The following is a 25,029-nucleotide window of genomic DNA, read 5'->3' on the forward strand; positions in this document are numbered from 1 at the left end:
GTAGTGTTTTACTTCGTAAAACTTTAGCTTATGCTTACGGAGTGTTTTACTTCGTAAAACTTTAGGAGGAATCCATATGTACCCTACTCAAAAACATCTGGAGCATTATGCTTCCCTGGCAGTGAAGGTTGGCGTTAATGTGCAAGAAGGACAGACAGTTGTTGTGATGGCGCCGATTGCTGCTGCACCCCTGGTTCGTCTTATCGCTTCCAAGGCTTATGAAGCTGGGGCCAAGAACGTTCATGTCGAATATAACGACGAGGAGCTTACCCTCATTAAATACAAGCAAGCTCCAGAGGAAGCATTCACGGAGTACCCGATGTGGCGTGCCAAAGCGTGGGAAGAATTCGCTGAGAACGGTGCTGCGTTCATCCAAATTTACTCCCCGAACCCCAATCTGCTCAATGACGTAGATCCAACTCGGGTTGCAACTGCTTCTAAGGCTGCTTCTACTGCGCTTAACAAATACCGCAGTACGCTTATGAATCACACGAATGCTTGGTCTCTCATCTCTTATGCGACGCCGGAATGGGCAGCCAAAGTGTTCCCAGATCTCTCTACCGATGAAGCGGTACAAAAGCTATGGGAGCGAATTATTGATGCTACCCGTATCGATTTGGAAGATCCGATCCAAGCCTGGAGAGACCATAACGCCAAATTGCTGCAAATGGTCGAGCTGCTTAATGGCAAGCGTTACAAACAGCTGCAATACGAAGCGCCGGGCACAAGCCTGACTGTTGACCTGCCGGAAGGACATATCTGGCTGGGCGGGGCCAAAGCGAATGCCAAGGGCGTGCTGTTCAACCCGAACATGCCTACTGAAGAGGTATTCACGATGCCTCACAGAGATGGCGTAAACGGTACCGTTCGCAGCACCAAGCCTTTGAACTATAACGGACAGGTCATTAACGACTTTTCTCTGACCTTCAAGGCTGGTAAAGTGATTGATTTCTCAGCTCAACAAGGCTATGAGGCTTTATCCAATCTCTTGAATACGGATGAAGGAGCTCGACATCTCGGTGAAATCGCCCTAGTTCCTCATGATTCACCCATCTCCAACTCCAATGTGATCTTCTTCAATACTTTGTACGACGAGAATGCTTCCTGCCATCTGGCTCTGGGTCAGGCGTATCCCGTTAATATTGAAGGCGGCACCAAGATGCAGCCCGAAGAGCTTCTCGCTCATGGCGCGAATCGGAGTCTTACGCATGAAGACTTCATGATTGGCTCACCTGACATGAATATTGACGGAGTCACACAAGATGGCAAGCTTGAGCCAATCTTCCGGAATGGAAACTGGGCCATCTAAGGCTGCCTGAACAAACAAATGAAATTCAGCTCATTGCTGGTTTTATTATCTCTTACAACAAAGGGGCACTCGCAAGCAGCCATAGCTGCCTGTAAGTGCCCCTTTATGTTAGAAGAGTTGAAGAACCCGATGCGCGCCAGCTTTTTTATCGACTGAGAGAACGAGAGCCATCGGACTTCGGTTGAAGGTTACCTTTATTCTCATCCCCATTCTGAGAATCAAAATGCAATCAAATTGCCCATAGAGTTCTGGGGAGCGCTTCGGGTAGATGAATATACACTTTCGATCTCTTCAAGTCGATAAATCCCTGTTATGAGAGGCTGAAGATTCAGTCTATGATCGGCAAGCAAACGAACATATTCACCTAAGTTGCGATTCATCGTCCAACGGACATAGCTGTAAGGATAATCATGACCCTCTTTCTCATACGACTCATCATAACGACCGGGACCGCCGGCTCTTGAGATGGTAATCTGTGCTTCTTTATTAAACATGGCATTGCGGTCGAACTCCGTATGAGTATCTCCAACAATGATAATTTTCCCGCGATCTCGAATCCATTCCAAACCTTGATCGATGAGCCGATGATTTTTGGAGCTCGCGCATATGATGACACAGTCTACTCCCTCACCATCGGTTATTTGACGAATATATTCCTTTACTTCCTCCGGTGAATGGAAATCAGCATGTATTCCCACTTGCTCAGCTATACGACAACGTTCTTCGATCAGGTCAACACCAATGACATGATAAGCTGCTGCTTTGGCAATTTGCGCCACCATCTGCCCCAACAAACCGAGACCCAATACGACGACCGACTCGCCAAAATGCAAATCGGCTTGCCGCAAAGCCTGAATCGCGATAGTCCCAATACCTGCAAAAGCCGCTTCCCGGGGGTCGACGTGCTCAGGAACGATTGAAACAGAATGCTTGTTTGCCATAAAATACTCGGAGTGGGTCGGCACTCCATAACATGCAATTCGTTGTCCGGTCTTTATGTGTGTAATACCTGAGCCGACCTCGCGTACAATTCCGGTTGCACTATACCCCAGAAAAGTAGTGCGCTTTTCTTGCACAACCATAAGTTCGGTTCCGGAACTGAGAGCCGAATATTCCGTCTGTACAAGAATGGATGTCTTCGTGAGCTCAGGAATACCAATATCGACAATGGCCACATTTCCGTTTTCGCTTCTTGCTGCTTTCATCGGACTTCCTCCCTTAACAGTGGAGCGACATTAATATACAATCGATGTTTGTTTCGGCAAGCCGAGAAAACGCATCGCGTTGCCCAGACATAAGGCATAACGATCCTCTTCGGAAATTTCAGCGGCGGCCAACTGCAGCACGGTCGCTTCTGGCAGATGCAACGGGACACCGGAACCGTAAACAAACGAAACCGCCCCGCCGCGGCGACATAAGGAAGCGATTGCAGCGAGCGGGCTATTGCAATACCAGAGGTCAAATAATAATTGCCCTGTCCGAAGCTCGGACGGCAATTGCCTCCATACCTCATCCCACTCGTAATCGCGTACTCCGCTGATCAGCAAACGATGACCCTTCAGGGCGACCGCGAGCTCTACAATGGCATGAATCGAAACGGGCTTCACTTTATAGCGCTGGTGCTGCAGCCTTTCGTCCTCTAATCGCAAAAACACTTGCAATGGAAGATCTGCCTTTCGTACGGCAAGGACCAGCTCCTTTACTTCCGGGCTGTCCAGATCATACCCGTGAAATCCAGGGAGCAACCGCACGCCTCGTGCACCGCTGCCGACAACCCACGCCAATTCGTCCTTCCAGCCGGGCTCTGATGGATTGAGGATCGCAAACGGCCAAAGACGGCTGTCCGATGCGCATTCTGTCAACAAAGCCGCATTTCCTGATCTGGTGTCATGACCATGAATCGAAGCAATATGACTTACACATACGCCAGCCAGTTGCAAGCGGTTGACCATAGCAATGAGATCCTCCGCTGCGGCGTAAGACTGAAGTCGGTAAGGCCATTGACCAAGGAATGCCGTCATATCAATGGCCTTCAGCTCCATAAACTTCTCAAATCGTTTTGTGACCTGCGGCAGTGCAAAACTGTATTGCCGAATGTCTGCATTTTGCACTATCGGATCACCTCCGCCAAAATTTTTTCCATATTGCCGCCCATGACAAGCTCTAGCTGTTGCGGAGATAACCCGGCTCCAATAACTTTCCCAATATTGCTCGCTAAACAAGCAATTGGAAGATCAGAGCCAAAAATGACGCGATCCGCTCCGAGTCGTTCTACTGCAATCATAACTTCAGCAGTTCCGATTGGGGTGCCAGAGGTGTCTATCCTCACATTTGAATAAGGGGCAATTGTATTCATTGCGCTTTCCACCTGCCCCCCCATATGAGCCATTATGATATTGGCTTCAGGGTAGCGCTCGGCCAAATCAGCAACGTGAAAAGCGGTTGACTCATATGCCAGCTGACCGACGGTTTTACGCCAGGCGTGTATCAATATAGGAGCTCGATAGGCAATCGCCTGTTCGACAAAAGGAAACACCAATGGATCATTGCAATAAGTCGCCACCCACAGCTTTATTCCAATCATCGAGTCATCTTCGATTCGATGGCGAAAATCGGAAATCGCCTGTTCGCCATGCCGTGGATTGACGTAACAATAACCGGATACCCGGTTCGAATATCGACGAATAACCCCCGCCATATCCTGGTTCGCTCTATAAACCTCTTCAAAAGAAGGCTGAAATTGAAATTCACCGAGACAGCTTCCGACAAAATGACGAATTCCCAGACGTTCACCTTCTGCTAAGGTGTCCGGATGCAAATCAGAACCCGACAGATGGATGTGAGCATCGATCATTCTTGACTCACCTCATCATCCGATCCAGCGATCTTGCTCGCTTGTTTTGGAGCGCATGAACCAAATCGTCGGCATCGTATACAAGTCCGAAAAAAAGCGAGGTCTGCCAAAGAGATAGCTCCTTCGCCAATTGGCGAGAAGCCGTCTCTTTGTTCTCCACAGCTGTCACAGCCTGTGAAACGACAGAACAAAATATTCCCCTTCGCCTCATATCAATCATCCCGCCTGGATTTTGGAAGATGCAGGCATTTAGAGCAAACCCCGTGTAAATCAAATGATTAATTCCCTTTTCCTTGCATAAGGCAAACAACTGCTCCGAGGTAGCGGCGACTCCTTCATTCCCTATTGGTTTTACAGCCATAGGAATATCCAGTCTTCCGAATCCTCGTTCGATATCCTCCAAATTGTGCTTTCCTGGAAAAGCTTCTTCCCTCTTAAACTTTTCCAGGTTAAGCAACGTTACGTCTTTCTCAATCTGTTCAAGAGGCGGGCTCTCTGTCCCGACAAGTTCAACTGCTCTCTGATGACCCGGGTAAGATTGATAATACGAGCCGACCGGCTCGATCACATGTAACACCGCAATACCGTTATTTCTGCACGCATTCAACAGCCCTGGCAAAACATTCGAACAAATTTCATCCGCCCGGGGAAAATACTCCACTGCCCGATGCCAGCCAGGGAACTGATGATGCGTGCCTGCATCCCAAGCATGCAAGACCACAAGCGCCGTTCGTTCCGTATTCAATTCCAGGTTAGCCTTGTGCCAGCCACCGAAACCTTCTCCTGGAACATCTAAGGTAAAATCAGCATCGAACTGTTTATAGTAGTTAGTCGGAACGGTTATGATCATCTCTGCGGTCTCCTTCTTTCTACAAAGCATAAAAGCCGTTTATCTTGTGAATTGAAACGCGGTTGTAGAATCAGCCTTTTACTGCTCCAATCGTAATGCCTCTGACAAAAAAGCGTTGAAATGAAAGGAACAAAACGATGATGGGAACCATGGTCCACACGGATCCTGCGAGAATCAACCCATAATCGGTATTTTGCAATTGCATGGATGCAAGTCCGACCTGTAAAGTCCGCATTTCGCGCGACTCCGTAGCCAAAAGCGGCCAAAGAAAATCGTTCCATTGCGTTATGAAACCGAAAATAGCCACAATCGCCAGTACCGGCATCGAAATGGGAAGAATAATATTGTAGAAAATACGCCACTCCGAACAACCGTCCATCTTAGCCGAAGAAATCAGATCACCAGGAATGGTTTGCATAAATTGCTTGGTAAGAAAAACTGCGAATGGTGAAACCAAAATAGGCAGAATTAAACCGGAATACGTATTTAATAAACCCATATCTCGAATTAACATAAACAGAGGAACCATAATAATCTGTGTAGTCGTCATCATAACGCTGATAATAAGCCAGAAAATCAGTCTTTTTCCCGGAAACTTCTTTTTGGCCAAAGCATAACCCGCCATGGAACATAAAAACACATTGCCAAGCATCCCGCTGATTGCAACAAAGAGACTATTGAAGGTCCAAATCCAACTGATCGAATTCGAGGCAAGCTTCTTAAAGTTAACGAAATTGAGGTTGGCCCATGACAAGTCCGGAGGAGTTTTAATAGCAGAGATTGCCGGTTTGAATGCACTTAGAAACATCCAATAAAATGGAAATAACAAGATCAGCGCCCATACGAATAAAAGGATAACACTTGCAAGGGTCGGCAGATGAATTTTTCGCATAGTTGCCCTCCTAATACTCCAGATCGCTGGACATCGAACGAAACTGGATAACAGCAATGATCATGACAAGAATCAGTAAAATAACAGCCTGTGCGGAGGCTACACCAAAATCGAACTTTTTAAACGCATTCTCATAGATAAGAAAACCAATTGTTTTTGTCGCCCCATTAGGTCCTCCGGAAGTCAGGAGATAAATCGGAGCAAACACCTGAAACGAACCTACGGTATTGACAACGACCAAATAAGTTAAAGTGGGCTTCAGCATCGGCATTCTGACATGAATGATTTCCTGCATGAAATTCGCCCCGTCAATGCGTGCCGCTTCCTGGTAGTCCTTCGGAATTCCGCCTAGCGATGCAGCCAATATTAATATGTTTGGACCTTGACCGACAGCAAGCGTCATAATCATTATCGAAATAAGCGCAACGTCGGGATCGCCAAGCCATAGAACAGGCTCCAAACCAAATTTATCCAACAAATAATTGAATAATCCAAAAGATGGATTGTACAGCCATCCCCACAATATGGATACGATTACAATCGGCGCAACGCTTGGCAAATAAAAAGCCGCTTTGAAAAATCCCTGTATCTTTCCGGATAACGGATCGATCCAAAAAGCAACGAGCAGAGATATGAATAATCCTGTCGACACAGTGACCGCTGCATAGAGTCCAGTGATAGATAACGATTTCCAGAACGCAGGGTCTACGAATATTTGTTGATAATTGGTTAACCCCACCCATTCGTATCCAGCAAGCGTCCATTTTTGAAAGCTCAATTGGAGCCCTTTGAAAATAGGCAGAAACATGAAGCAAAAGAACAACAAGCAAGATGGCAACAAAAACAAATAGGCGGGAATGTAAGTGCGCAAGCGAGCCATTCGACTACTCCTAACCGGCAATTGGAGCGGTTCGGTAAATCTCCGAATTACACCGCGCCAACTGCCTGATCTGCTTTTTATTTCAATTCTTTTTGTATGGTCTTTTCAAGATTACTCAGGCCGTCTTTAACGGATCTCTCACCCGTCAGCATAGCTTGCAATTCAACTTCCCAGTCGGAAACAGCCACCATTCCGAACGCTCTGGAAAATAAGGAGTTGCCATATTGGGAAAGTTGATCGAAATAGCTCATAACCGGATCGTCACCGTATAAATTACCGGTTGAATTTCGAGCAGGGAATACAGCAATCGCTTTTAATATTTTGGAGTTCTCCGTGTTCGTAATGAATCTGGCAAACTCCATGACCATTTTTTTCTTCTCTTCATCCTGCTGCTTGAATGCGATAAATCCGCCTACGTTGTTCCATGCCGTCGTTTCTTGACCCGGACCGTGAGGAGGAGCGACAAAGGCAACCTCAAACGGCTTCGGCGCGTTCTTCACTTGGTCCGCAATATTGGAGAAACTCGGATACATCGCAATTTGCTGATTCAAAAACATATCGTTCACATTGGTTGCCGTAAGACCTGCCGCCCCCGGGGGCGCTGCTTTGTACTTGTTAGCCAGGTCAATACTGTATTGAACGCCTTCCACAAATTTCGGTTCCGTAATGGTCGTTTTGTCGAAAGCGCTGTTTAATACATTGCCTCCATTGGTCACACCATTCAAATACATGTAATATGGCGCATCCTTTGCCCAAACTGCAGTTCCGTAAACGTCAGGCTTGCTTCCGTTCTTTCTGCTGAATGTCATGGCTTCGGCCGCTTTGGTGAACTCTTCAAACGTCCAATCCCGAAGAGGGCGATCAAGCGGGAGTAAATCGACGGCGTTTCTTTCTTTGAAAAGATCCAAATTGATCGCGACACCCGATACCAATTTCAACCATGGCCATAAATACGTCGTGTTGTTATACTTCATTGCTCCCTTTACCGCTTCCGAGTAGTCATCCCAATCGGCTTGCTCAAGGAAAGGATCGATAGGCTCCAACACGCCCATTTTTCCATATTTCGTTACCCCGCCGAAATTATTAATCGTGTATACAAGATCTGGAGGCGACCCTGACGCTATTGAAACATCAATTTTCTCCGTTCCTCCCCCCCAATCGAGCAGTTCCACTGACACATTCACATTCGGATGCTTTTCTTTGAACTGGCGAGCATACTCTTTCGCCCAATCGTCCGGATTTCCGTTTCCATCCCCTTTTATGCCATTCATCATAGGATAAATCCATAGTTTGATAGGAATTTCTTTATTGGAAACGCTTGCACTTCCTTTTGACGGAGTCTCCGCAGAGCTTGAAGCATCATTACTTTTGCTGCATGCAGATAAAATCAAACTTATTGCCAGAGCGACCGATAGGATTACGGATAGTTTACGCATGACTATTGAATATTTCCCCCTTGGAATCGTTTTTGCACTCCTCATGCTTGCATTCTTCGTTGAATCAACTTTTCATTTAACCTCACCACTTTCTGAAAAGAATGGGATAAATGAAATAAAAATAAGGTATATGTTCCTTACCTATACCTTTGTCATAATACTAAGTTGAATGCTGGCTGATGTCAATACTATTATTGAAAAATACATCGATTTCATGTGAGTTCCGGAGAATGACACATGCATAAAAAGCTGTATATCCTTGGGATGAACTGCTTTCTACAATCGTATTTCAGCTCAGTCGCTCGTTCCAGCGCTTACTGATTCTTTTCTTAGATGGTTTGTGATATAGTTGCAAAGTAAGGGATATGTCCATAACCTATACCATAAGAGGGTATCTATGCGAAGAAAAAACGAATTTCTATACACCAAGCTTTACAACACATTAAAGGAACAAATCTATACCGGTTTCATCAAGCCTGGCGAATACTTACTGCCGGAAAATGACTTATGCACCTATTACGGCTTGAGTCGTAATTCCGTACGCAAAGCACTGGATCAGTTACATAAAGAAGGGCTCGTCATCAAACGGGTCGGTCTCGGTACGATGATTCCCGAGGATCTTGTCGTCGACGGTCCGGAGCAAAATACGCTGCGCATTCTGGCGCCATCCCCCGCTTTTTTCATCGATCGCGGACTGCCGCTTTTTATTGAAGCTTTTAATCGAAAGTTCCCTAATGTTTCGGTGAAGATGCTCGAGCTGCCAATTGAAAAATTTTGGGAATCATTCCGTTCCAGCAGTGAAATGGGGCTGACCGCCGATCTCGTACTGGTACCGGACATGCAATTTACCAGCATGGACAATTCGAATGACTTTATAGACCTCGCCCCCTATTTGTCGGACTTGACGGATCAGGTATATCCGAAGGTCATACGTCATTTTAAACAAGGCAGCGAAATGAAAGCTGCGCCGTTTACGTTCTCTCCCGTGTTCGTCGTCTGTAATCCGCAATTGTTCGCAGAGCGCGGCGTGCCGCTCCCCGAAGGGCAGTGGACATTCGACGATTTTATGGATTCAGCAAAACGGATGACCGTCGTACAGGACGGCATGACGACCCAATTCGGCTTTTCTATGCATCGGATTTTCAATCGCTGGCCTGTATTCGCCTTAATGAACGGGTTCAGACGGTCTGATATTAAAACTCAAAAGCAAATTTTGACGCAATCGCTGTCGGTCATCCAGGATTTGTGCTTTCACCAGCGAATCGCGACGACATTCCCGGAATGGAGTTGGCCGCAAACTCCGTTCATTTACGGAAAATCTGCTATGGCGCTGACGACGACGTTTGAAATGGCCAACTGGCAGAATGAAAGCATGAATTTCACGCCTCAGGAGATACACTTGCCATTCAGCAATGAACATTCGACGCTTCTGATTGCCAACGCCTTTATGATTCCCGCATCAAGCGACAAAGCGAGGCTGGCTTCGGAGTTTATACGGATCGCTCTGGAGGACGAAACCCAACGCACAATGGCAGCTAATACGCCATTTTTGTCCGTCAAGGAACCGATTAACCGTTCGCAAAGGTCGGAAGCTTATCTGGAACGTTTAAATATTTCCGAGAAAAACATGGACAACAATTTTTTTAAATTCGAGCTTTTTGATGAGAACGTGGTAAGAGGTCTGGAAGAAAAAATGAGCTTGTTTTGGCTTGGCCTCGAACCGGCATCCTCCATTGTCAAGCTGTATGAGCAACTGGTTCTGCAACACGCGGGAAAGGCCGCGGGTCATGAAGCTGGAGAGAGCGCCAAGTAGGACAAGGTTAGCACTGGACGTTTCGCGAGCAGTGACACCTATACTGGACTTTTTAGACGCAAGAAGGGCCGACCATTTCTGTCGGCCCTTCTTCTTCCGCCAACACATCCTTCTCCGTTGGAGATGTTGTCGCCCGGCTGGACATAGATATACTCCGTATTCGACCGCGAAGGAAGGAGAGGGTAACAATGAACGAACACAGGATCGATTGTTTGGGATGCAGACTTGCCAATAAAATCGAGGATACACAGATTGTATATGAGGATGAGCTCGTAACTTGTTTTCTAGATATCGCTCCTCTTAATGAAGGTCATGTGCTCATACTCCCTAAGCAGCATTATCATGATCTAGATGAATTGGACGACTTAACAATCAGCGCTGTCATGAAGGCATCCCAACTCATCGCCAAAGGATTAAAATCTATATTCAATCCTGATGGAATCACGGTCATACAGAATAATGGAGCATTTAATGATTTGAACCATTATCATATGCATATCTTTCCGAGGTATCAGTCAGATGGTTTCGCCTGGGTTGAGCCCATTGATCTAACGCTTGCCAAAGATAGATTGTCCGTGACTAGAGACAAGCTTAGATCGGGAATAATGGGGACATAGTTTAAGATTGATCCACCTTAAAGTTTCGTGCCATATAGAGAACCGGCGTAGCAGCCGCTGAGATGACAAATTTAAGCACATAGGTCGTTAGGAAGATCTCCACCCACACGCCCCAAGGATATTCCGATCCAAAGGCAATCGCGCAGAAGATAAGGGAATCAACCAACTGGCTGATGCTCGTACTCACGTTGTTGCGGATCCATAATTGATTGCGACCCGGGAATATCTTCTTCATAAACGTATAGATTCGTACATCGAGAAACTGGCTTGTGAAATACGCGCATAAGCTGCCAAGCGCGATCTTCGGCAGGAAGTCAAAAATTTGCTTAAGCGGTTCTTGGCCCATATCGGATTCACCAGGCTGAAACCGAAGTGCCATCTGCATGACAATCATCGTCATGATGAGAATAAAGAAGCCGAACCATACCGCCTTCTTCGCTTCCTTCTCCCCGTACTTCTCGTTAAGCAGGTCGGTTGTCAAATAAATCGTCCCATACATCGTGTTCCCCAGTGTCATAACAAAGCCGAACATATCGATCGTCTTGACCACTTGAAGATTAGCTAGAACGGTCGCCACCCCTACCCAAGCGTATAAGCCATGCTTACCAAATGCTTTATAGCAAATCAGAAACAACGAAAAATTGACAAGGACGAATAATACACCCCATAAAAAATTAAACATACAAAATAAACCTCCTAGTTTTGATAACGCGGGAGTGTCTCGAACCGCGGCTTCGCTCTACGAAGCGGTAATCATTATAGCACGGAGCACCCTTAAGCTCACTGGATATATTTTACTGAGGAATAAAGGACATCGCCCAGTTCACCCATTCAATCTCTTCTTTCTCTAAACGGAACTTGCGCTTATACAGTAAATATCTGCCGAATAGCTTGCTGGTCATATCTGTCAGTCCTGCATCCGGTTGACTCTCCATAAGATCGATTTCCTTCTGAAGCCGTGCAAGGTTGGTATTCTTGGCAGCAAGCCGCTCATTAAAGATACGTCTAGCGGTCTCTGGATCCGTAAGCCCAATTGCATAGAGCTTTACTAGAAACTCATCTCGCATAACCGGGGTAGAAGCAGGCTCATGAATAACCCACTCTTTGAGGGCTGCGACGCCTTTTTCTGTAATACTATATATCTTCTTATCTGGCTTGCTCGTTTGACCAATGAGCTCAAAGGTGAGCAGCTCGTCCTGCTCGAGCTTCGTGAGCAGGGGATAGATTTGGCTGTATTTAGCTTGCCAGAACAGCTCCATCATCTTCTTCAGCTCATAACCGGTGAAAGGCTTCCGATTAAGCACACTGAGCAAAGCGTAAGATAAAGCATTCATCCCGTTGTCCCCCCTAAATAGCTGTGTTTATCTCAAAATAGTATAACATAGATGGTTTCACCGCCGAAACCGATTTCCCTCTATAGCAAAGCCACACGCAGTCAATCATCCTTGCCAGTGAAGCGCTTTCTTGCTAAGATGGGGAAAAGATCCCTACTAACCATCCGTTTTATACGGAACAGCGCTCCTGTCACCGATTCTGCGGGCTTTGCAGCGAACCTGCGAGAGACTAACCGCTTAGAAACCATGATTTTTTCGTACTGAAAAACCATGGTTTCTAAGCGGTTTTTTTGTTACCGGGCAATGCAGGAATCAGCCAATCTTGGGGAGGTCTTATAGATGGGGAAAACAAAGCATTCCGGGCCAATTAAGCTGCCTAGCAAACCAGATTCGAAGCTGTGGGTGAGCAAGGTCCCGTTTGGCCTTGGCAAAATCAAACCGCATCATATTCGCGATACAATTAAGGTAATGGCCGAGAACAAGGACAATTTGCCTTATGCTTTTCGAATATTAACGCAAGGGGTTTGTGATGGTTGCGCACTCGGTGTATCCGGTCTGTATGACCAGACGTTGGATGGCCCTCACTTGTGCACGACCCGGTTGAACCTATTGCGGCTCAACACGATGCCTGCCATTAAGCAGGAGATTCTGCACGCCGATATCGACGAGCTGCGCCAGATGGACAGCACCCAGCTCCGTAAGCTGGGAAGGCTGCCTTATCCTCTGATCCGTCGCAATGGCGAACGTAGTTTCAGCCGCATCACTTGGGATGAAGCACTCGATATGGTAGCCGACAAGATCCGGCATATCGATCCGAAGCAGCTTGCCTTTTACCTAACCGCTCGCGGAATTACGAATGAATCGTATTATGCCGCAGCCAAGGCAGCACGCTTCCTTGGCACGAATAACATCGACAATGCTTCGCGGATCTGCCACTCTCCCTCCAAGACCGCACTCAAGCGGTCAGTCGGAATTGGTGCTTCAAGCTGTAATTATAAGGACTGGATCGGCACCGATGTCCTCGTCTTCTGGGGCAGCGTCGCGGCGAACAACCAGCCGGTCTCGACCAAATATATGTACGCCGCCAAGCGTAAGGGGACGAAGATCATCGTCATTAACCCTTACCGCGAGCCCGCGATGGACGGCTATTGGGTTCCTTCTATTCCCGAATCCGCCTTATTCGGCACCAAGATCGCAGATGACTTCTATCAGGTTAACATCGGCGGAGATATCGCCTTCATGCATGGTGTCATGAAGCATTGGTTCGAGATGGAACGAGCGCAGCCTGGCTCCGCAATTGATCATACCTTCGTACGTGAGCATGTGAATGGCTATGAGTCTCTCCGATCTCATGTCCAGCAGCAGAGCTGGTCGCAGCTTGAGCGTTCCTCTGGTTTAACGCAGGAGCGAATGTACGAATTCGCCCAACTGCTGGCTGGTGCAAAATCAGCCGTATTCGTCTGGAGTATGGGACTTACGCAGCATCGCTTCGGTACGGATAACATCTCGCAAGTGGCTAATCTTGCCCTGCTTCGCGGTTTTCTCGGACGCGAGTATTGCGGCTTAATGCCAATTCGCGGACATAGCGGCGTGCAGGGGTCCGGCGAGATGGGAGCTGATCCATTCAGCTTGCCTGGCGGTGAGTTCAAGGGCGCTGACATCCCTCGCATCGAGAAGGTATGGGGATTTCCATTGCCGAGATGGCAGGGTGACATTGTCGGTGTCACCCTAGAGAATGCACTGCTACCCTATGATCACGAGCGGAAGCTGAAGCTCTTCTATACCTCGGGCGGTAATTTTCTGGAGACGATGCCGGAGCCGGAGTTTGTCCGCTCTTGCTTGGAGTCGGTAGATATTCGCGTTCATCAGGATATCGTTCTCAACACCTCAACGCTCGTTGATGCGAGGGAAACCGTTCTTGTGCTGCCCGCGATGACACGTTATGAGCAGCCTGGCGGCGGAACGTCTACCTCGACAGAGCGGATGGTCTACTTCTCCCCTGAAATTGAAGGGCCACGGATACCTGAGGCTAGGCCCGAGTGTCAGATCTATGGAGATCTTGCAGCACGAGTCTATCCGAAGCATAAGGAGCTCGTTACCTTCAAGGATGCTCATGCTCTCCGCAAAGAAATGGCCGCAGCCGCGCCCAATTATGAAGGGGTTCAGCATCTTCGTAATAAAGGTGATGTGTTTCAGTGGGGTGGAGCATGGTTGTGCGAGGATGGAATTTGCCCAACTCCGGATGGCCGGGGCAATCTCATTGCGGTGGAACTGCCTGAGCTTCGCAAACCGGAAGGACATTTCTACGTCACGACAAGGCGGGGCAAGCAATTTAACTCGATGATTTATAGCGACACGGATCCCTTCAACGCGGCCGATCGATTCGATGTACTGCTCTGCTTGGAAGATGCCAAGAAGCTGAATATTGCACAAGACGATGCGGTTGTTGCCTATAATCAGTACGGCACCTTCCATGGTCGTGCCAAACTCGTCGATATTGCCTCTGGCAATCTAGAGCTTTACTGGCCAGAGGGTAATGTGCTCCTGCCCAAGGGCGTATACGAGCCGCATGCTGGCATACCCGAATACAATGCAGCAGCTATCTTGGAGAAAGCCGAAACTTACTTCGCGCTGAAGGATAAACGTTACGTAGAGAAACGAATTGAAGAGCTGGAGACCGAAGTTATCGGGTAGCAGCTGTGTAGTTGTGTCATACGAAGAGAATCAATTTTAATGAAGAGATCCAATTTGGAAAATGAGGTGATTTCACGATGCTGCCCAAAGTGACCACACGCTGGCGCATTTGCAAATATACGAGCGAAGCAGCGTTAGATCAAGAAGATGAGATCGCAGCGGAATATCCGCTTACGATCCGGCTGGGCGGCGAGGAGTTCGCGACTATCGTCTGTTCCCCTTCCCATCTGGAAGAGATGACGATCGGATTTCTCGCTTCGGAAGGCATTATCCGTCAAGCTGACGAAATTCAGTCCCTCCGGTTAGATGAGGAACGCGGCTTCGTCTATGTCGAGCTCCACATCAAGCAATCGACGAGCAAGCATGACTATGCGAAGCGGATGATTGGCTCCTGCTGCGGGAAGAGCCGCCAGTTTTATTTTCAAAATGACGCCCGTACCGCTCGCACCTCTACAAGCACCGTCCGAATCACACCTGCGCAATGTTTGCATCTCATCTGGCAGCTGCAGCAAGGCTCGGATGATTTCAGGCGTACAGGTGGATTTCACAACGCAGCTCTGTGCTCAACTACGGAATTGCTTGTGGTGCGCTCCGATATCGGGAGGCATAACGCGCTGGATAAGCTCTTCGGCTACCGACTTCAGCACAAGCTGCCCATTACGGATAAAATCATCGCCTTCAGTGGGCGGATGTCCTCCGAGGTTGTCCTGAAAGCAGCAAAAATCGGCGTTGGCATTCTTCTCTCGAAGTCTGCCCCCACCGACCTCGCGCTTAAGCTGGCTCATGATCTGGGTATCACCTGTGTCGGCTTTATCCGCGGACAGGAGATGAATATCTATACACATGGGCAGCGGGTCATAACCGCCGATTAATTAGGTATGGCTACCTTTTCCACCAGCTTCTGAATCCGGTTCTCGAATTTGAGCGGCGTCGTTGAAGGTGAGAACCTCTTAACGACATTGCCGTCCCGATCAACAAGAAACTTGGTGAAATTCCACTTGATTGAGGATCCAAGGAAACCGGAAGCCTCTTTCTTCAAATGCTTATATAACGGGTCTGCATCTGCCCCATTCACATCGATCTTGGCTAACAGAGGGAACGTGACGCCGAAGTTGATTTTACAAGCCTGCTCCATCTCTCCGTCCTTGACCGGCTCCTGATCCCTGAACTGATTACACGGAAAGCCTAGCACAGTGAAGCCTTGATCCTTATAGGTTTCATAGAGCTTCTGAAGCTCATCAAACTGTTTGGCGAACCCGCACTTCGTCGCTGTATTTACAATAAGCAGCACCTGACCGCGGTAGTCTGAAAGCGGTTTTTGCTCACCTCGGGGTGTCTGGACAGTGAAATCGAATACGTTCATTACGATCACCTCATATTTTAATTTTATACAATCTTATTTTAAACAATTTAATTCATTTTGAAAACCCCTTTGCCTAGATTTATATTCTCCCCCAGTTCCGCATGTTAGAATAAGAGTCAAATTCTACATTAATTGTTATGGGGCTGATTTCCTGTGAAAGCCAGAATGGTATATCTTGCTGCAGCTGTTGTTGTCATTGTACTTGGACTTGGCTCAAGGAAGTTTCCCGATTCCTTACCCGAATTTATCTCCAGCAACGCTGGCGATGCATTGTGGGCGATTATGATTTACTTAGGTGTTCGTGCTATTGGGATAAACAAAAGTCGCGGCTTCGCAGCGGGTGTCAGTCTGATCTTCTGCTTCGCGATTGAGTTCAGTCAGCTATACCAAGCGGATTGGATCAACAGCATTAGAAGCACGCTGCTTGGGGCTTTGGTTCTTGGAAAAGGGTTTCTGTTCGTGGATTTAGTCCGGTATACGGTAGGTATTATGATTGCTTTTGTTGTTGATAGATCGATTCACAGAGGAGTTCGCTAACATAAGCCCGCTTCGCGGACGGATCATTCTTACGATCGCTGTTGTCTCCCTATTTCTTGATTCTATCCCTTAGGGGTAGAAATACGGAGACAAAGGCGAACGCTATCGCTTCTTCAGAACGATTCCGTCCGCTTCGCTATCCTTAAAGAATCGGATTATAGCTGCCGCTAAACTGAAATTGATAGTCATCAGCAATTCGAATATAGCCGAGAATACAATGCCGCCTGTCCCTGTGGAAGACGCAGGAGTAGTTCTGATTGTCTCGATTTCCCTCTGCAACCCTTATTTCTTGATCATCGCTAGCTAAAACAATGCCAATATGATCATGAGAGTCATCGGATAGCAATTTCTCGTAGATCACAATATCACCGCGCTGTGGAGTAAATCCATCTTGGTCATAATGAAGGAATCCCGTTTCAGGCAGCTGCGCCCATTCTAGCCAAGCCCCTACACCTGCGAACCGACAGATCCCGTTCGGATAGCGAATCGGCATCCGTAATCCGACTTGCCTGCAGCAGTGGTATACAAAAGCCGCACACCAACTATTCTGCAACACCTTATAAATATCTGGATCGGGCCAATGTTGGCATACTTCTCGATATCGCTCATCTCCCGGCACTCCAATTATCGAATCACCCGCGAGTGCTTCGGCAATGTCGGCTAGCTTGCTGCGTCTGTTTGCATGAAAGAATAGATTTTCTCTATCACTGCAAGGCGCTTCTTCCACAATCTTCTCCGGAATCCCCAGTTCACGAAGCACTTGGCGAAGTCGGACGGCATCCTGCTGAGAGACGCTTCGGCTCGTATTTTGAAAATAGCACTGCAGCACATAAGCATCCTTGACGATTTCATCATATGGACCATGAACCTTACTTCTGTCTTCCCAGTAGAAGATCGCCTGCTGAATGATAAGCTGCTCCTCTTTGGTAAAAATCTTCAAATCTCTTATCCAAGGCCGTACGGCCTCAGCGCTGTTGGCGCCGGGAAATTCTTTGACACCGGTTTTATAGTAGTAATAGTGGTGAAGCAGTCCTGAGATCTCCGCCAGTTCCTGATCATATCCTCTTCTCATTGCGATCATCGAAGCAAAGGTGGATACCCCATACAACTGAACACACGCTTCCTGTCTCCGAATCGCACTATCGATAGACATAATCATTTGTTGAAGGTGTTCACGCACGCTATCCAATCGTTTATCCGTTGTCACACTGTTCAAAGTTCTGCCTCCTCATTTCGACGCGAGTTTCTACCTCTCCTGTTACCTACTAATCTCCCACCCGTTGCTTCCTTATTTTATTGGAAATACAATAATAAGGGATTGCTGCAATCTCAGCAATCCCTTATTTCAATTTAACCTTTTATGGCTGCAACCATGATCTCGATTTCATCCAGACTGATATTTTGACGTCTCCAATTCCCTTTAAAATAAATATTACGAGTGCAATTTGTTTTCCCATGAAATGATTCGCTTAGCCCTATTTCTTACTCACTCCACCGCCAAAAGCAATGCGATACCCGTCAGCATCCCTCATGGTGAATTCGCTCCAATGCTCCGTATAATTAGGGCCATCCACGATTTCCACACCTTGGACGCGGCATTCTTCAACCAATAGATCTACAGCGTCTGTGTATGCAAATACATCAAAATACAGTCCGCCTTCTACAGAAGAGGCTGGTCTAACATCCCGTTTAATCTTTGCAGGATGCAGAACAAACGTAATGTTATCTCTTGAGACGTGTACATGGGCAACATCAGGCCCACCAATTTCCTCATATTTGAATCCCAGACTTTTGTAGAAGTCAGAGGCTGCCTTAATGTCTGAAACCAGCAAAACAATGGATGCTCCTGATATATTGGCTCTTACCGCCTGCTCACTCATGCCATCCCGTCCTTTGTCATTTGTATCTTTGTGCTCATTTAATTGTTTCCACTCGTTAACCGTTGTTTTATCCTCGCTAAAGCTTTGAACTACTTCTAAGGATTTTGGGATGATACTGGGTTTGTATGCATCTGAGTTTTGTTTGGTCTTGGTATCTGTAACCAACTAGCAGCCCTCCTTATATTCCATAATTTTACCATGGGTATAAAGTGATTGAGTGTCTTTTTTTATCATATTTTATGTGCCTTGCGAGTCTTCTTAGTCATAACCGCCCTCTATTTCTGGTAAGGCTTTATACGCATCTTTACTCGCAACGATATGTTGGATAAAGTTTCGCAATTCCAACAGCTGCTTTGCATCGTCCGTTGTATCACAACTTTTCTCTGACCAAGTTAGAGTCTTCGTTTCTCCATCTATACTAATTTTCCAGCTATCCTCCATATAGGGAGTTTTAGCGCAGTTCGAGTTGGTTGGGACCAACTCTTTGGTTCCCATAATGTTGATCTCTCTCATCTTCTCATAAATACTGCGCATCTCATCCATGGACAAAGTGATGTCGGCCGTTGCCGTCCCTTTCACGACCAAATCCTTTGTGACCGTATCTTGATAGGTATTCACTTCATTCTTCGCAACCTCTCCATAACCGAAACGAACGAGGAAATCGAACATAGCTGGCATTTCTTCAGGCATGCTGTTTGGCTGCTCTGCGACTTCCTTAATGGGCTGCTCCGTACCAGAGCTCTCTTTCGAGCCGGTATCCGTATTACAACCTGTTATTATCAATAGGAGCATAGCTAACAACGAGCTTAATCGTTTCATTTTCTCCCCTCCCCCTTTCACACATCCTCTGCTGTCTCGATCAAGAATATATAATGCCTTTCGATTCCCGCGAGCTCTGCTTCTGCCTTGCGCTTCGCATCTCCAAGCTGCGTCATAACAGTTATAACTTCATCATGCTTCTGTTCGATTTGAGCTAAAGTCGCTTTAATCTTTCCTTGCATGAGTATATCGGCAATAAATCCGTCAAAGAAATAATCCGAGAACTTTAGAAAATTGCTGGCGTCGAACCTGACATTCAAAGTTAAACGAACGTCGCTAAGCTCCTGTTGGAAGCGGCGAAGACTATTCTGTGCATTTCGAATATTATCCATCGCTTCATCCACTCGCGAATGCTTCATATGAGTTGATAAAATTCCGCCGCCAAGAAGATCGTAAGTCCCCCAGCCCTTGGCGGATTCCATGCGGTCAATTGCGACGTTCAGATGGGTTTGTACGGTTTGACCGGCACTGTAAGCTTCTTGAAGCTCCTTCACCAAAACAACGAGATCGGATCTCTGATCCTCCAGCTTGTGAAGCTGAATACTCCGCTCCGTCCCCTCATTTCGCATGATCTGCTCCTTTTCACGAAGGATCTGCTCCAGCTCCTGCTTCCAATACTGTACGCCCTGCAGCTTTTGCTCCAGATCGCCAATATCTTCTTGAATGGATTTCACCTCTCGCAGCGCTTCTTCATGCTTCAACTTCGCGCTTAGCAGCTCCTGCTCCTCATGAGCCAATTTCTCTTGTTTATTATGCAATAGGGCCGCCCACAGTGATGTAAAGGATAATTTCAACAGCCGATCTATATCACCTTGTTCTTCTCGAAGCTGCTCCTCACATACCTTCAGCTTCTGCTCCTCTGTAACCAAATCCTGCTGCAAGCGTCCCAGCCGACCCTGCCACACCTCATGGCGTCTTCCCTGTTCCTTGGCGGCTGCCAGCTTTGCATTCAAAGCATCCAGCATAGGTCATCCTCCCGTTTAGCTACTTATTTTCTTATGAAATAAAAGTAGAGCAACTGCCGAAGCACGTTACTCCACCTTACGATCAGTTATGCATTTTTAGAAGAATAACTACTTTAGTGCCTCGAACAAGAGGAATATCTTACTTCTCTTAATGAAAGGTTTGAACTAAGCTTTCACCTTCAATTGTTTCGGTTCCGGGAACGCGAGCATTTTGCCCTTGGTCTGCACAATGATCATGCCATCTACCGCAATGGTTTTTCCGAATACTCTTGCGTACGTTTGAAGCTGAAGCACCGGTTTGGCTGTTGTCAGATCTGTTGCGATCAGCTTCCCATCCGTCAGAGCCACATAGATGCCTTGACCGATTATGTCAAACCTCGCTACCGGATTGGACATCCCTGCATTGTAGGAGATCGGACTATTATTGACCATCTTCACGCCGTATACTTGACCACTGTACGCAAAAATCAGCCTGCCATCATAAGGTCCCGCTGCAAGGGTTGCTTGATCCGATATGCCTGTTAACTTATAGGCCTCTCTCTTAACTGTACTTGGATCTTGATTAAGCGGATAACTATACACGGATGATTGATAGGCAATGAATACCTTGTCTCCAATAATCCAGGTATGACCGGGTCCATAAAAGTCCTTCTTCGCCACATCGATGTTCTGCGGATTATAAACCTGCGTCTTCACTACCTTCCCTGTCTGCACGTCAATAGTATCAAGCGTCGTTAGCATCACGTGGTCGAACATCGTCTGCGCCCGTGATGAAATAACATTATTCCCGCGAGCATCAATGGGGAACGTCTCATTATTTAAGCGCCATGCTTCTTTGCCCGTACTACTGTCGAAGGCATGAAGAACACTATACATATATGCGCCTGATTCTGTATTCTCAATAAGTAGGCGATTACCCTGCACAAGCAGCTGATCCGACGGAAGCTGTTCGCTATAATTATCCTTCCACAAGAACTTGCCATCGGATATCCGATAAGCTTGAATATCCCCATTCATCACATACAATTGTCCTTTATCTGCAAAGAGCTTGGTTGCTTCCTTACTTGGCACACTAGTGGTCCACAACTTCTTGCCCTTAATAGCATCGACTCCATATAAATTACCGCTGTCTGAATTCACCACAATACGGCCATCCTCATACAGCAGCGGAGCTTTCAGGTGCGTGCCAAATGACCATAACTTCTTCCCTGTACGAGCCTGAATCGCCAGCAGCTTGCCACTCTGGATAACGAATAGCGTAGAACTACTCGCGGCAACGTAGCCTTCATTCATCCGGAAATCATCCGGAAGCTTGTCCGCAATAACGGACCACTGCACCTTTACAGTCGGTACGACCGTCGACGTATCAAAGTTAGCTCCAACATAAGAAGTGTGGGGATCGATCCCTGCGTAGACCGCTGTTCCCGATAACAATAAGGCAGACACCGTTAGGAGCGCAGCCGCAGCTCTAGCGCCTCGTTTCATTACGATTCTTCTTAGTTCTCTCATTGAACACCATCCTTATTCATCCTTATTCGCCCTTTTTATACAATTATCTAACGGCTTCTCCCCATTTAATGTTGCATGCATGTCGATTTGAAAGAAGCGCCAAAGCTTCGATTATTCGCTATAAGCCAGACGATGAGAGTCTTACAAAGACAAGCGATAGGAAGATTCCAGCACAAAAAGACGACCACCTCATACTGGGGTGATCGCCTCGCCTCATTCCATTCACCATTACCCAAGATGGGTAATCCTACTCACTTCAAACTAACGATAAGCCTTGATGAATTCCACGGCACGGCGGATATCCAGCTCTGGCTGTGCACCAACCTCACGTTCAATGGTCAAATAGCCGTTATAGCCAATTGAATTTAACGCTGCAAAGTAAGCTTGAAAATCAACCGTACCTTCACCTAGCGGCACCTCTTCAAAGTCCGCGCCAGCCGACGCCATTTCGGCAATATGCTCGTGGCTCATTTTCTCATAACCGAGGAAGCCATAGACCTGCCGCGGGTCAACCACACGCAATCTTCGGCCATCCTTCACATGCGTATGCACGATATAGTCCTTAAGCGTCAATACCCCTTGCACCGGGTCATCCCCCGTAACCATAACCATATTCGCTGGGTCAAAGTTAACCGATACCCCATTCGTGCTCAAAGTATCTAGGAAGCTCTTCAAATGAGCTGCAGGCTCAGGACCCGTTTCAATGGCAAAATAAGCATTTAAGCTCTTCGCATACTGCCCAAGCTCCTCGCAGGCTTGCTGCATTGCCTCATAGATAGCGCTATTTCGATCATCTGGAACGATACCAATATGCGTCGTTACGATGTTCGTACCCAGCTCAACGGCGAGGTCAAGAATCCGCTTGGATTGTTCTACTTTAACCGCATTTGCAACGCGATCTTGGAAGCCATGACCGCCGAGATCACCGCATAAAGCGGAAATGTCCAGCCCTAAATCTGCTATGTAGCTGCGCAGCTCACGTCTGGCCTCAGGGTTCAGCTTCTGAGGGTCCATTTCACCGGAAACGGCATAGATTTGTACACCTTCTGCGCCAACTTCCTTCGCTTTCAGCAAGCCATCACGCACGCCAATCCCAAAGCTATCGACGATAACACCGATTTTATTCGTTAGTTTCACCATTGATCAGGACATCTCCCTTCCTTAGAATTGAACTTCTTTCCCTGTAGCTGCGGATTCATAAATGGCCGTTAGAATCTTCGTTATTTCCACGCCATCCTGAACCGGACTTAACGTCTCCCTGTGACCTAGACAGCTCTGTACAAAATGATTGACTTCATTCGAAAAGGCATCTTGAAAATTAAAGCCCCGATCATCAATCTGAGGGTTAATATTCACGATTGTATCCAGCTGCTCGGTTACAATGAGAAGCTCGGGCTCAATCTCCGCGCCGCCTTTATCACCATATAATTTAACCATTGACTCATCACTTTTAGCATGCAAGCTGAAGCTCACATCCACTAGAATTGAGGCTCCATTCTCAAATCGAATAAGCGCATTAGCCATATCCTCTACATCATTCAGCTCAGCATTATAATCCGCTGCCTGGTAGAAGGATAAGTTCTGGATGTGGGAGCGATTACCCAGCTTGCGGTAGGTATTGCCACTGACGGACTTCACTTTTGGTCGGCCCATCAAATACCAGCATAGATCAATAACATGCACACCAATATCAATAAGCGGTCCCCCACCTGAGCGCTCCGAATCGGAGAACCAACCACCAGGATTACCCAGCCTGCGTATAGTGGAGGCTTTCGCATAATAGATCTCGCCAAGCTCACCAGCATCAATAAAGCGCTTTAGTACCGCTGTATTCGATGCGTAGCGCCTCACGAATCCCACCTGCAGCAATTTGCCGGATTCATTAACAGCTGCTTCAACCCGCTTGGCTTCTTCCATCGTCTTGCATAGTGGCTTCTCGCACATGACATTCTTCCCTGCATGAAGCGCAGCGATGCTAATCTCCGCATGGCTGTTATTCCATGTGCATATGCTTACCGCATCAATTTCCGGATCAGCGAGCAGTTCACGATAATCCGTATATACCTTCGTAGCACCGTATTTGTCCGCTGCCGCCTTGGCCCGCGTTTCATTTAAGTCACATATTGCAAAGATTACAGCATCCTCGCAAGCTGCATAACCTTCTAAGTGAGAGCCTGATATGGAGCCCGCCCCAATCACACCAATGTTCAACTTCTTCTGCTTAACTATCATTTTCTACATCCTTCCTAAACTCTGCGATTTGTTTAGAGATTTACGGGATAGACATGAACGTTATGATGATTGTGATAGCTTTATTTGCTTCCTCTATCTAATTGACTTAAACTAAACGATAACATAGCTTCGTTGAACGGAGAATGCACATCTTGCCAACATTCATGGATTATATGATCAGTCCCCTACCCATTCGCAACTTCGATTGTATGGTCGATCGAAGCCGGCTGCGACTCAAGTCGCTGACCATCATCAATGCGGGCCATCTGCCCGGAAGAACGCATCAGCGGCATCAGGGTGTATTTGAATCGTGGGCTTTCGTATTCATTGGTGCCGGGCGAGGATATTATCAGACTAAGGGTGGAGTCCGTCAAACGGTAGAAGCCGGTTCTTTGTTCTGCTTGTATCCGAATGAGACTTTTGATTATGGCCCCGAACAGGACGGTTATTGGGATGAGTATTATTTCACAGTGGAGGGGGAGCGTATTCAGGAGTGGATGTCACATTGGTTCGAGCAGCCGGAGCTTGTTAAGTCCGTTGGCGTAGATGATACTTTCTTTGGCAAAATGGAACTGGTATTTCAGTTGTTAGAAAGCGGTATTCCTGCCAATCAGGACCGAGCGGCTATGGCTGTGGAATCCTTGCTATACGAGATGGCTGTTCGATTAGGCCAGCAAGAGAGCAAGAATCGCAGCTTATTCGTCCATAAGCTGATTGACGACCTCTCGAGCTCCGTCTATCAAGCGCTCGACAGCCAGATTGTCGCTGCGCGGCATCATATATCGATTCCCACGCTAAGGCGGATCGTTCACGACTACACCGGTTACCCGCTGGGTGAATATATGCACAGGCTTAAGATGGCCGAAGCGAAGAAGCTTCTACTCAACACAGATAAGAGCGTGAAGGAGATTGCCGCGCTGCTCGGCTATAAGGATGTCTTCTACTTCTCACGTTTATTCAAGAAATACGTCCTGGCGGCTCCCAAGACGTATCGTTCACATATGGGTTAATCAAGTTCCTTCCTTCTACTAGGCAGGCGCTTCTT

24 protein-coding genes are annotated in these 25,029 nt (G+C 47.2%); 7 read left to right on the top strand and 17 right to left on the bottom strand.

Annotated features, from left to right (window positions below; all coding sequences use genetic code 11):
• Positions 1–76 precede the first annotated feature (76 nt).
• Complete coding sequence (locus EKN16_RS20555) at positions 77–1,309, top strand: aminopeptidase (RefSeq protein ID WP_125661503.1); 1,233 nt, start codon at positions 77–79, stop codon at positions 1,307–1,309.
• A 218-nt stretch (positions 1,310–1,527) separates the two neighbouring features.
• Here EKN16_RS20555 and EKN16_RS20560 read toward each other — a convergent pair whose 3' ends face one another.
• The 7 genes from EKN16_RS20560 to EKN16_RS20590 all read right to left on the bottom strand — a co-directional run bounded on the left by EKN16_RS20560 (position 1,528) and on the right by EKN16_RS20590 (position 8,221).
• Positions 1,528–2,514: a zinc-dependent alcohol dehydrogenase gene (locus EKN16_RS20560; RefSeq protein WP_125661506.1), complete on the bottom strand. Its 987-nt coding sequence runs from the start codon at positions 2,512–2,514 to the stop codon at positions 1,528–1,530.
• A 30-nt stretch (positions 2,515–2,544) separates the two neighbouring features.
• Positions 2,545–3,420 (bottom strand): amidohydrolase family protein, encoded by an 876-nt coding sequence (locus tag EKN16_RS20565; RefSeq protein ID WP_125661509.1) that lies wholly within the window; start codon positions 3,418–3,420, stop codon positions 2,545–2,547.
• Positions 3,420–4,163 (bottom strand): amidohydrolase family protein, encoded by a 744-nt coding sequence (locus EKN16_RS20570; protein ID WP_125661512.1) that lies wholly within the window; start codon positions 4,161–4,163, stop codon positions 3,420–3,422. Before EKN16_RS20570 ends, EKN16_RS20565 begins: the two co-directional genes overlap by 1 nt.
• 7 nt (positions 4,164–4,170) lie before the next feature.
• Positions 4,171–5,013, bottom strand: a complete 843-nt coding sequence (locus EKN16_RS20575; protein ID WP_164522909.1) for an isochorismatase family protein — start codon at positions 5,011–5,013, stop codon at positions 4,171–4,173.
• A gap of 70 nt (positions 5,014–5,083) precedes the next feature.
• On the bottom strand, positions 5,084–5,905 hold the full coding sequence (locus tag EKN16_RS20580) for a carbohydrate ABC transporter permease (protein WP_125661519.1): 822 nt from the start codon (positions 5,903–5,905) through the stop codon (positions 5,084–5,086).
• Between the two features lie 10 nt (positions 5,906–5,915).
• The gene (locus EKN16_RS20585) at positions 5,916–6,785 is read right to left on the bottom strand and encodes a carbohydrate ABC transporter permease (RefSeq protein ID WP_125661522.1); all 870 of its coding nucleotides are present in this window, start codon (positions 6,783–6,785) and stop codon (positions 5,916–5,918) included.
• A gap of 77 nt (positions 6,786–6,862) precedes the next feature.
• Positions 6,863–8,221: an ABC transporter substrate-binding protein gene (locus EKN16_RS20590; protein WP_232015885.1), complete on the bottom strand. Its 1,359-nt coding sequence runs from the start codon at positions 8,219–8,221 to the stop codon at positions 6,863–6,865.
• A 397-nt stretch (positions 8,222–8,618) separates the two neighbouring features.
• On the opposite strand from EKN16_RS20590, the gene EKN16_RS20595 reads away from it, so the two are divergent.
• Together EKN16_RS20595 and EKN16_RS20600 are read left to right on the top strand one after the other, a co-directional pair.
• Positions 8,619–10,034 carry an extracellular solute-binding protein gene (locus EKN16_RS20595; RefSeq protein WP_125661528.1) on the top strand — a complete coding sequence of 472 codons (1,416 nt, stop codon included), beginning with the start codon at positions 8,619–8,621 and terminating at the stop codon, positions 10,032–10,034.
• Positions 10,035–10,222: 188 nt separating this feature from the next.
• Positions 10,223–10,651 carry an HIT family protein gene (locus EKN16_RS20600; protein WP_125661531.1) on the top strand — a complete coding sequence of 143 codons (429 nt, stop codon included), beginning with the start codon at positions 10,223–10,225 and terminating at the stop codon, positions 10,649–10,651.
• Position 10,652: 1 nt separating this feature from the next.
• On the opposite strand, the gene EKN16_RS20605 is transcribed toward EKN16_RS20600, so the two are convergent.
• Positions 10,653–11,333, bottom strand: coding sequence for a queuosine precursor transporter (locus tag EKN16_RS20605; RefSeq protein ID WP_125661534.1), 681 nt, complete (start codon positions 11,331–11,333; stop codon positions 10,653–10,655).
• A 112-nt stretch (positions 11,334–11,445) separates the two neighbouring features.
• Entirely contained in the window at positions 11,446–11,985 is a 540-nt protein-coding gene (locus EKN16_RS20610; RefSeq protein WP_125661537.1) for a PadR family transcriptional regulator, read from the bottom strand.
• A 339-nt stretch (positions 11,986–12,324) separates the two neighbouring features.
• On the opposite strand from EKN16_RS20610, the gene EKN16_RS20615 reads away from it, so the two are divergent.
• Positions 12,325–14,679: an FdhF/YdeP family oxidoreductase gene (locus EKN16_RS20615; protein WP_125661540.1), complete on the top strand. Its 2,355-nt coding sequence runs from the start codon at positions 12,325–12,327 to the stop codon at positions 14,677–14,679.
• Positions 14,680–14,756: 77 nt separating this feature from the next.
• A complete protein-coding gene (gene fdhD / locus EKN16_RS20620; RefSeq protein WP_125661544.1) occupies positions 14,757–15,551 on the top strand; it encodes a formate dehydrogenase accessory sulfurtransferase FdhD in 795 nt (264 codons plus the stop codon).
• On the opposite strand, the gene EKN16_RS20625 is transcribed toward fdhD, so the two are convergent.
• Positions 15,548–16,042, bottom strand: coding sequence for a glutathione peroxidase (locus tag EKN16_RS20625; RefSeq protein WP_125661547.1), 495 nt, complete (start codon positions 16,040–16,042; stop codon positions 15,548–15,550). The two genes, fdhD and EKN16_RS20625, sit on opposite strands and share 4 nt — an antisense overlap.
• A 165-nt stretch (positions 16,043–16,207) precedes the next feature.
• Here EKN16_RS20625 and EKN16_RS20630 point away from each other — a divergent pair, with 165 nt between their 5' ends.
• Entirely contained in the window at positions 16,208–16,579 is a 372-nt protein-coding gene (locus EKN16_RS20630) for a ribosomal maturation YjgA family protein (RefSeq protein ID WP_125666476.1), read from the top strand.
• 142 nt (positions 16,580–16,721) lie between these two features.
• Here EKN16_RS20630 and EKN16_RS20635 read toward each other — a convergent pair whose 3' ends face one another.
• From EKN16_RS20635 to EKN16_RS20665, 7 genes are all read right to left on the bottom strand, one after another.
• The gene (locus tag EKN16_RS20635; RefSeq protein WP_232016572.1) at positions 16,722–17,786 is read right to left on the bottom strand and encodes a CHAP domain-containing protein; all 1,065 of its coding nucleotides are present in this window, start codon (positions 17,784–17,786) and stop codon (positions 16,722–16,724) included.
• A 268-nt stretch (positions 17,787–18,054) separates the two neighbouring features.
• Positions 18,055–18,624, bottom strand: coding sequence for a VOC family protein (locus EKN16_RS20640; protein WP_232015886.1), 570 nt, complete (start codon positions 18,622–18,624; stop codon positions 18,055–18,057).
• A gap of 93 nt (positions 18,625–18,717) precedes the next feature.
• Positions 18,718–19,278, bottom strand: a complete 561-nt coding sequence (locus tag EKN16_RS20645) for a hypothetical protein (protein WP_125661553.1) — start codon at positions 19,276–19,278, stop codon at positions 18,718–18,720.
• A 17-nt stretch (positions 19,279–19,295) separates the two neighbouring features.
• Positions 19,296–20,243 carry a hypothetical protein gene (locus EKN16_RS20650; protein ID WP_125661556.1) on the bottom strand — a complete coding sequence of 316 codons (948 nt, stop codon included), beginning with the start codon at positions 20,241–20,243 and terminating at the stop codon, positions 19,296–19,298.
• Positions 20,244–20,408: 165 nt separating this feature from the next.
• A complete protein-coding gene (locus EKN16_RS20655; RefSeq protein WP_125661559.1) occupies positions 20,409–21,752 on the bottom strand; it encodes a PQQ-binding-like beta-propeller repeat protein in 1,344 nt (447 codons plus the stop codon).
• A 261-nt stretch (positions 21,753–22,013) separates the two neighbouring features.
• Positions 22,014–22,892, bottom strand: coding sequence for a sugar phosphate isomerase/epimerase family protein (locus tag EKN16_RS20660; protein WP_125661562.1), 879 nt, complete (start codon positions 22,890–22,892; stop codon positions 22,014–22,016).
• A 21-nt stretch (positions 22,893–22,913) separates the two neighbouring features.
• On the bottom strand, positions 22,914–23,984 hold the full coding sequence (locus EKN16_RS20665; RefSeq protein ID WP_125661565.1) for a Gfo/Idh/MocA family protein: 1,071 nt from the start codon (positions 23,982–23,984) through the stop codon (positions 22,914–22,916).
• Positions 23,985–24,136: 152 nt separating this feature from the next.
• Between EKN16_RS20665 and EKN16_RS20670 the strand changes: the two genes are divergently transcribed.
• Complete coding sequence (locus tag EKN16_RS20670) at positions 24,137–24,994, top strand: helix-turn-helix transcriptional regulator (protein WP_232015887.1); 858 nt, start codon at positions 24,137–24,139, stop codon at positions 24,992–24,994.
• Positions 24,995–25,029 lie beyond the last annotated feature (35 nt).

Source organism: Paenibacillus baekrokdamisoli (genome assembly GCF_003945345.1).
In the GTDB taxonomy this organism is placed as follows: Bacteria; Bacillota; Bacilli; order Paenibacillales; family Paenibacillaceae; genus Paenibacillus_Z; species Paenibacillus_Z baekrokdamisoli.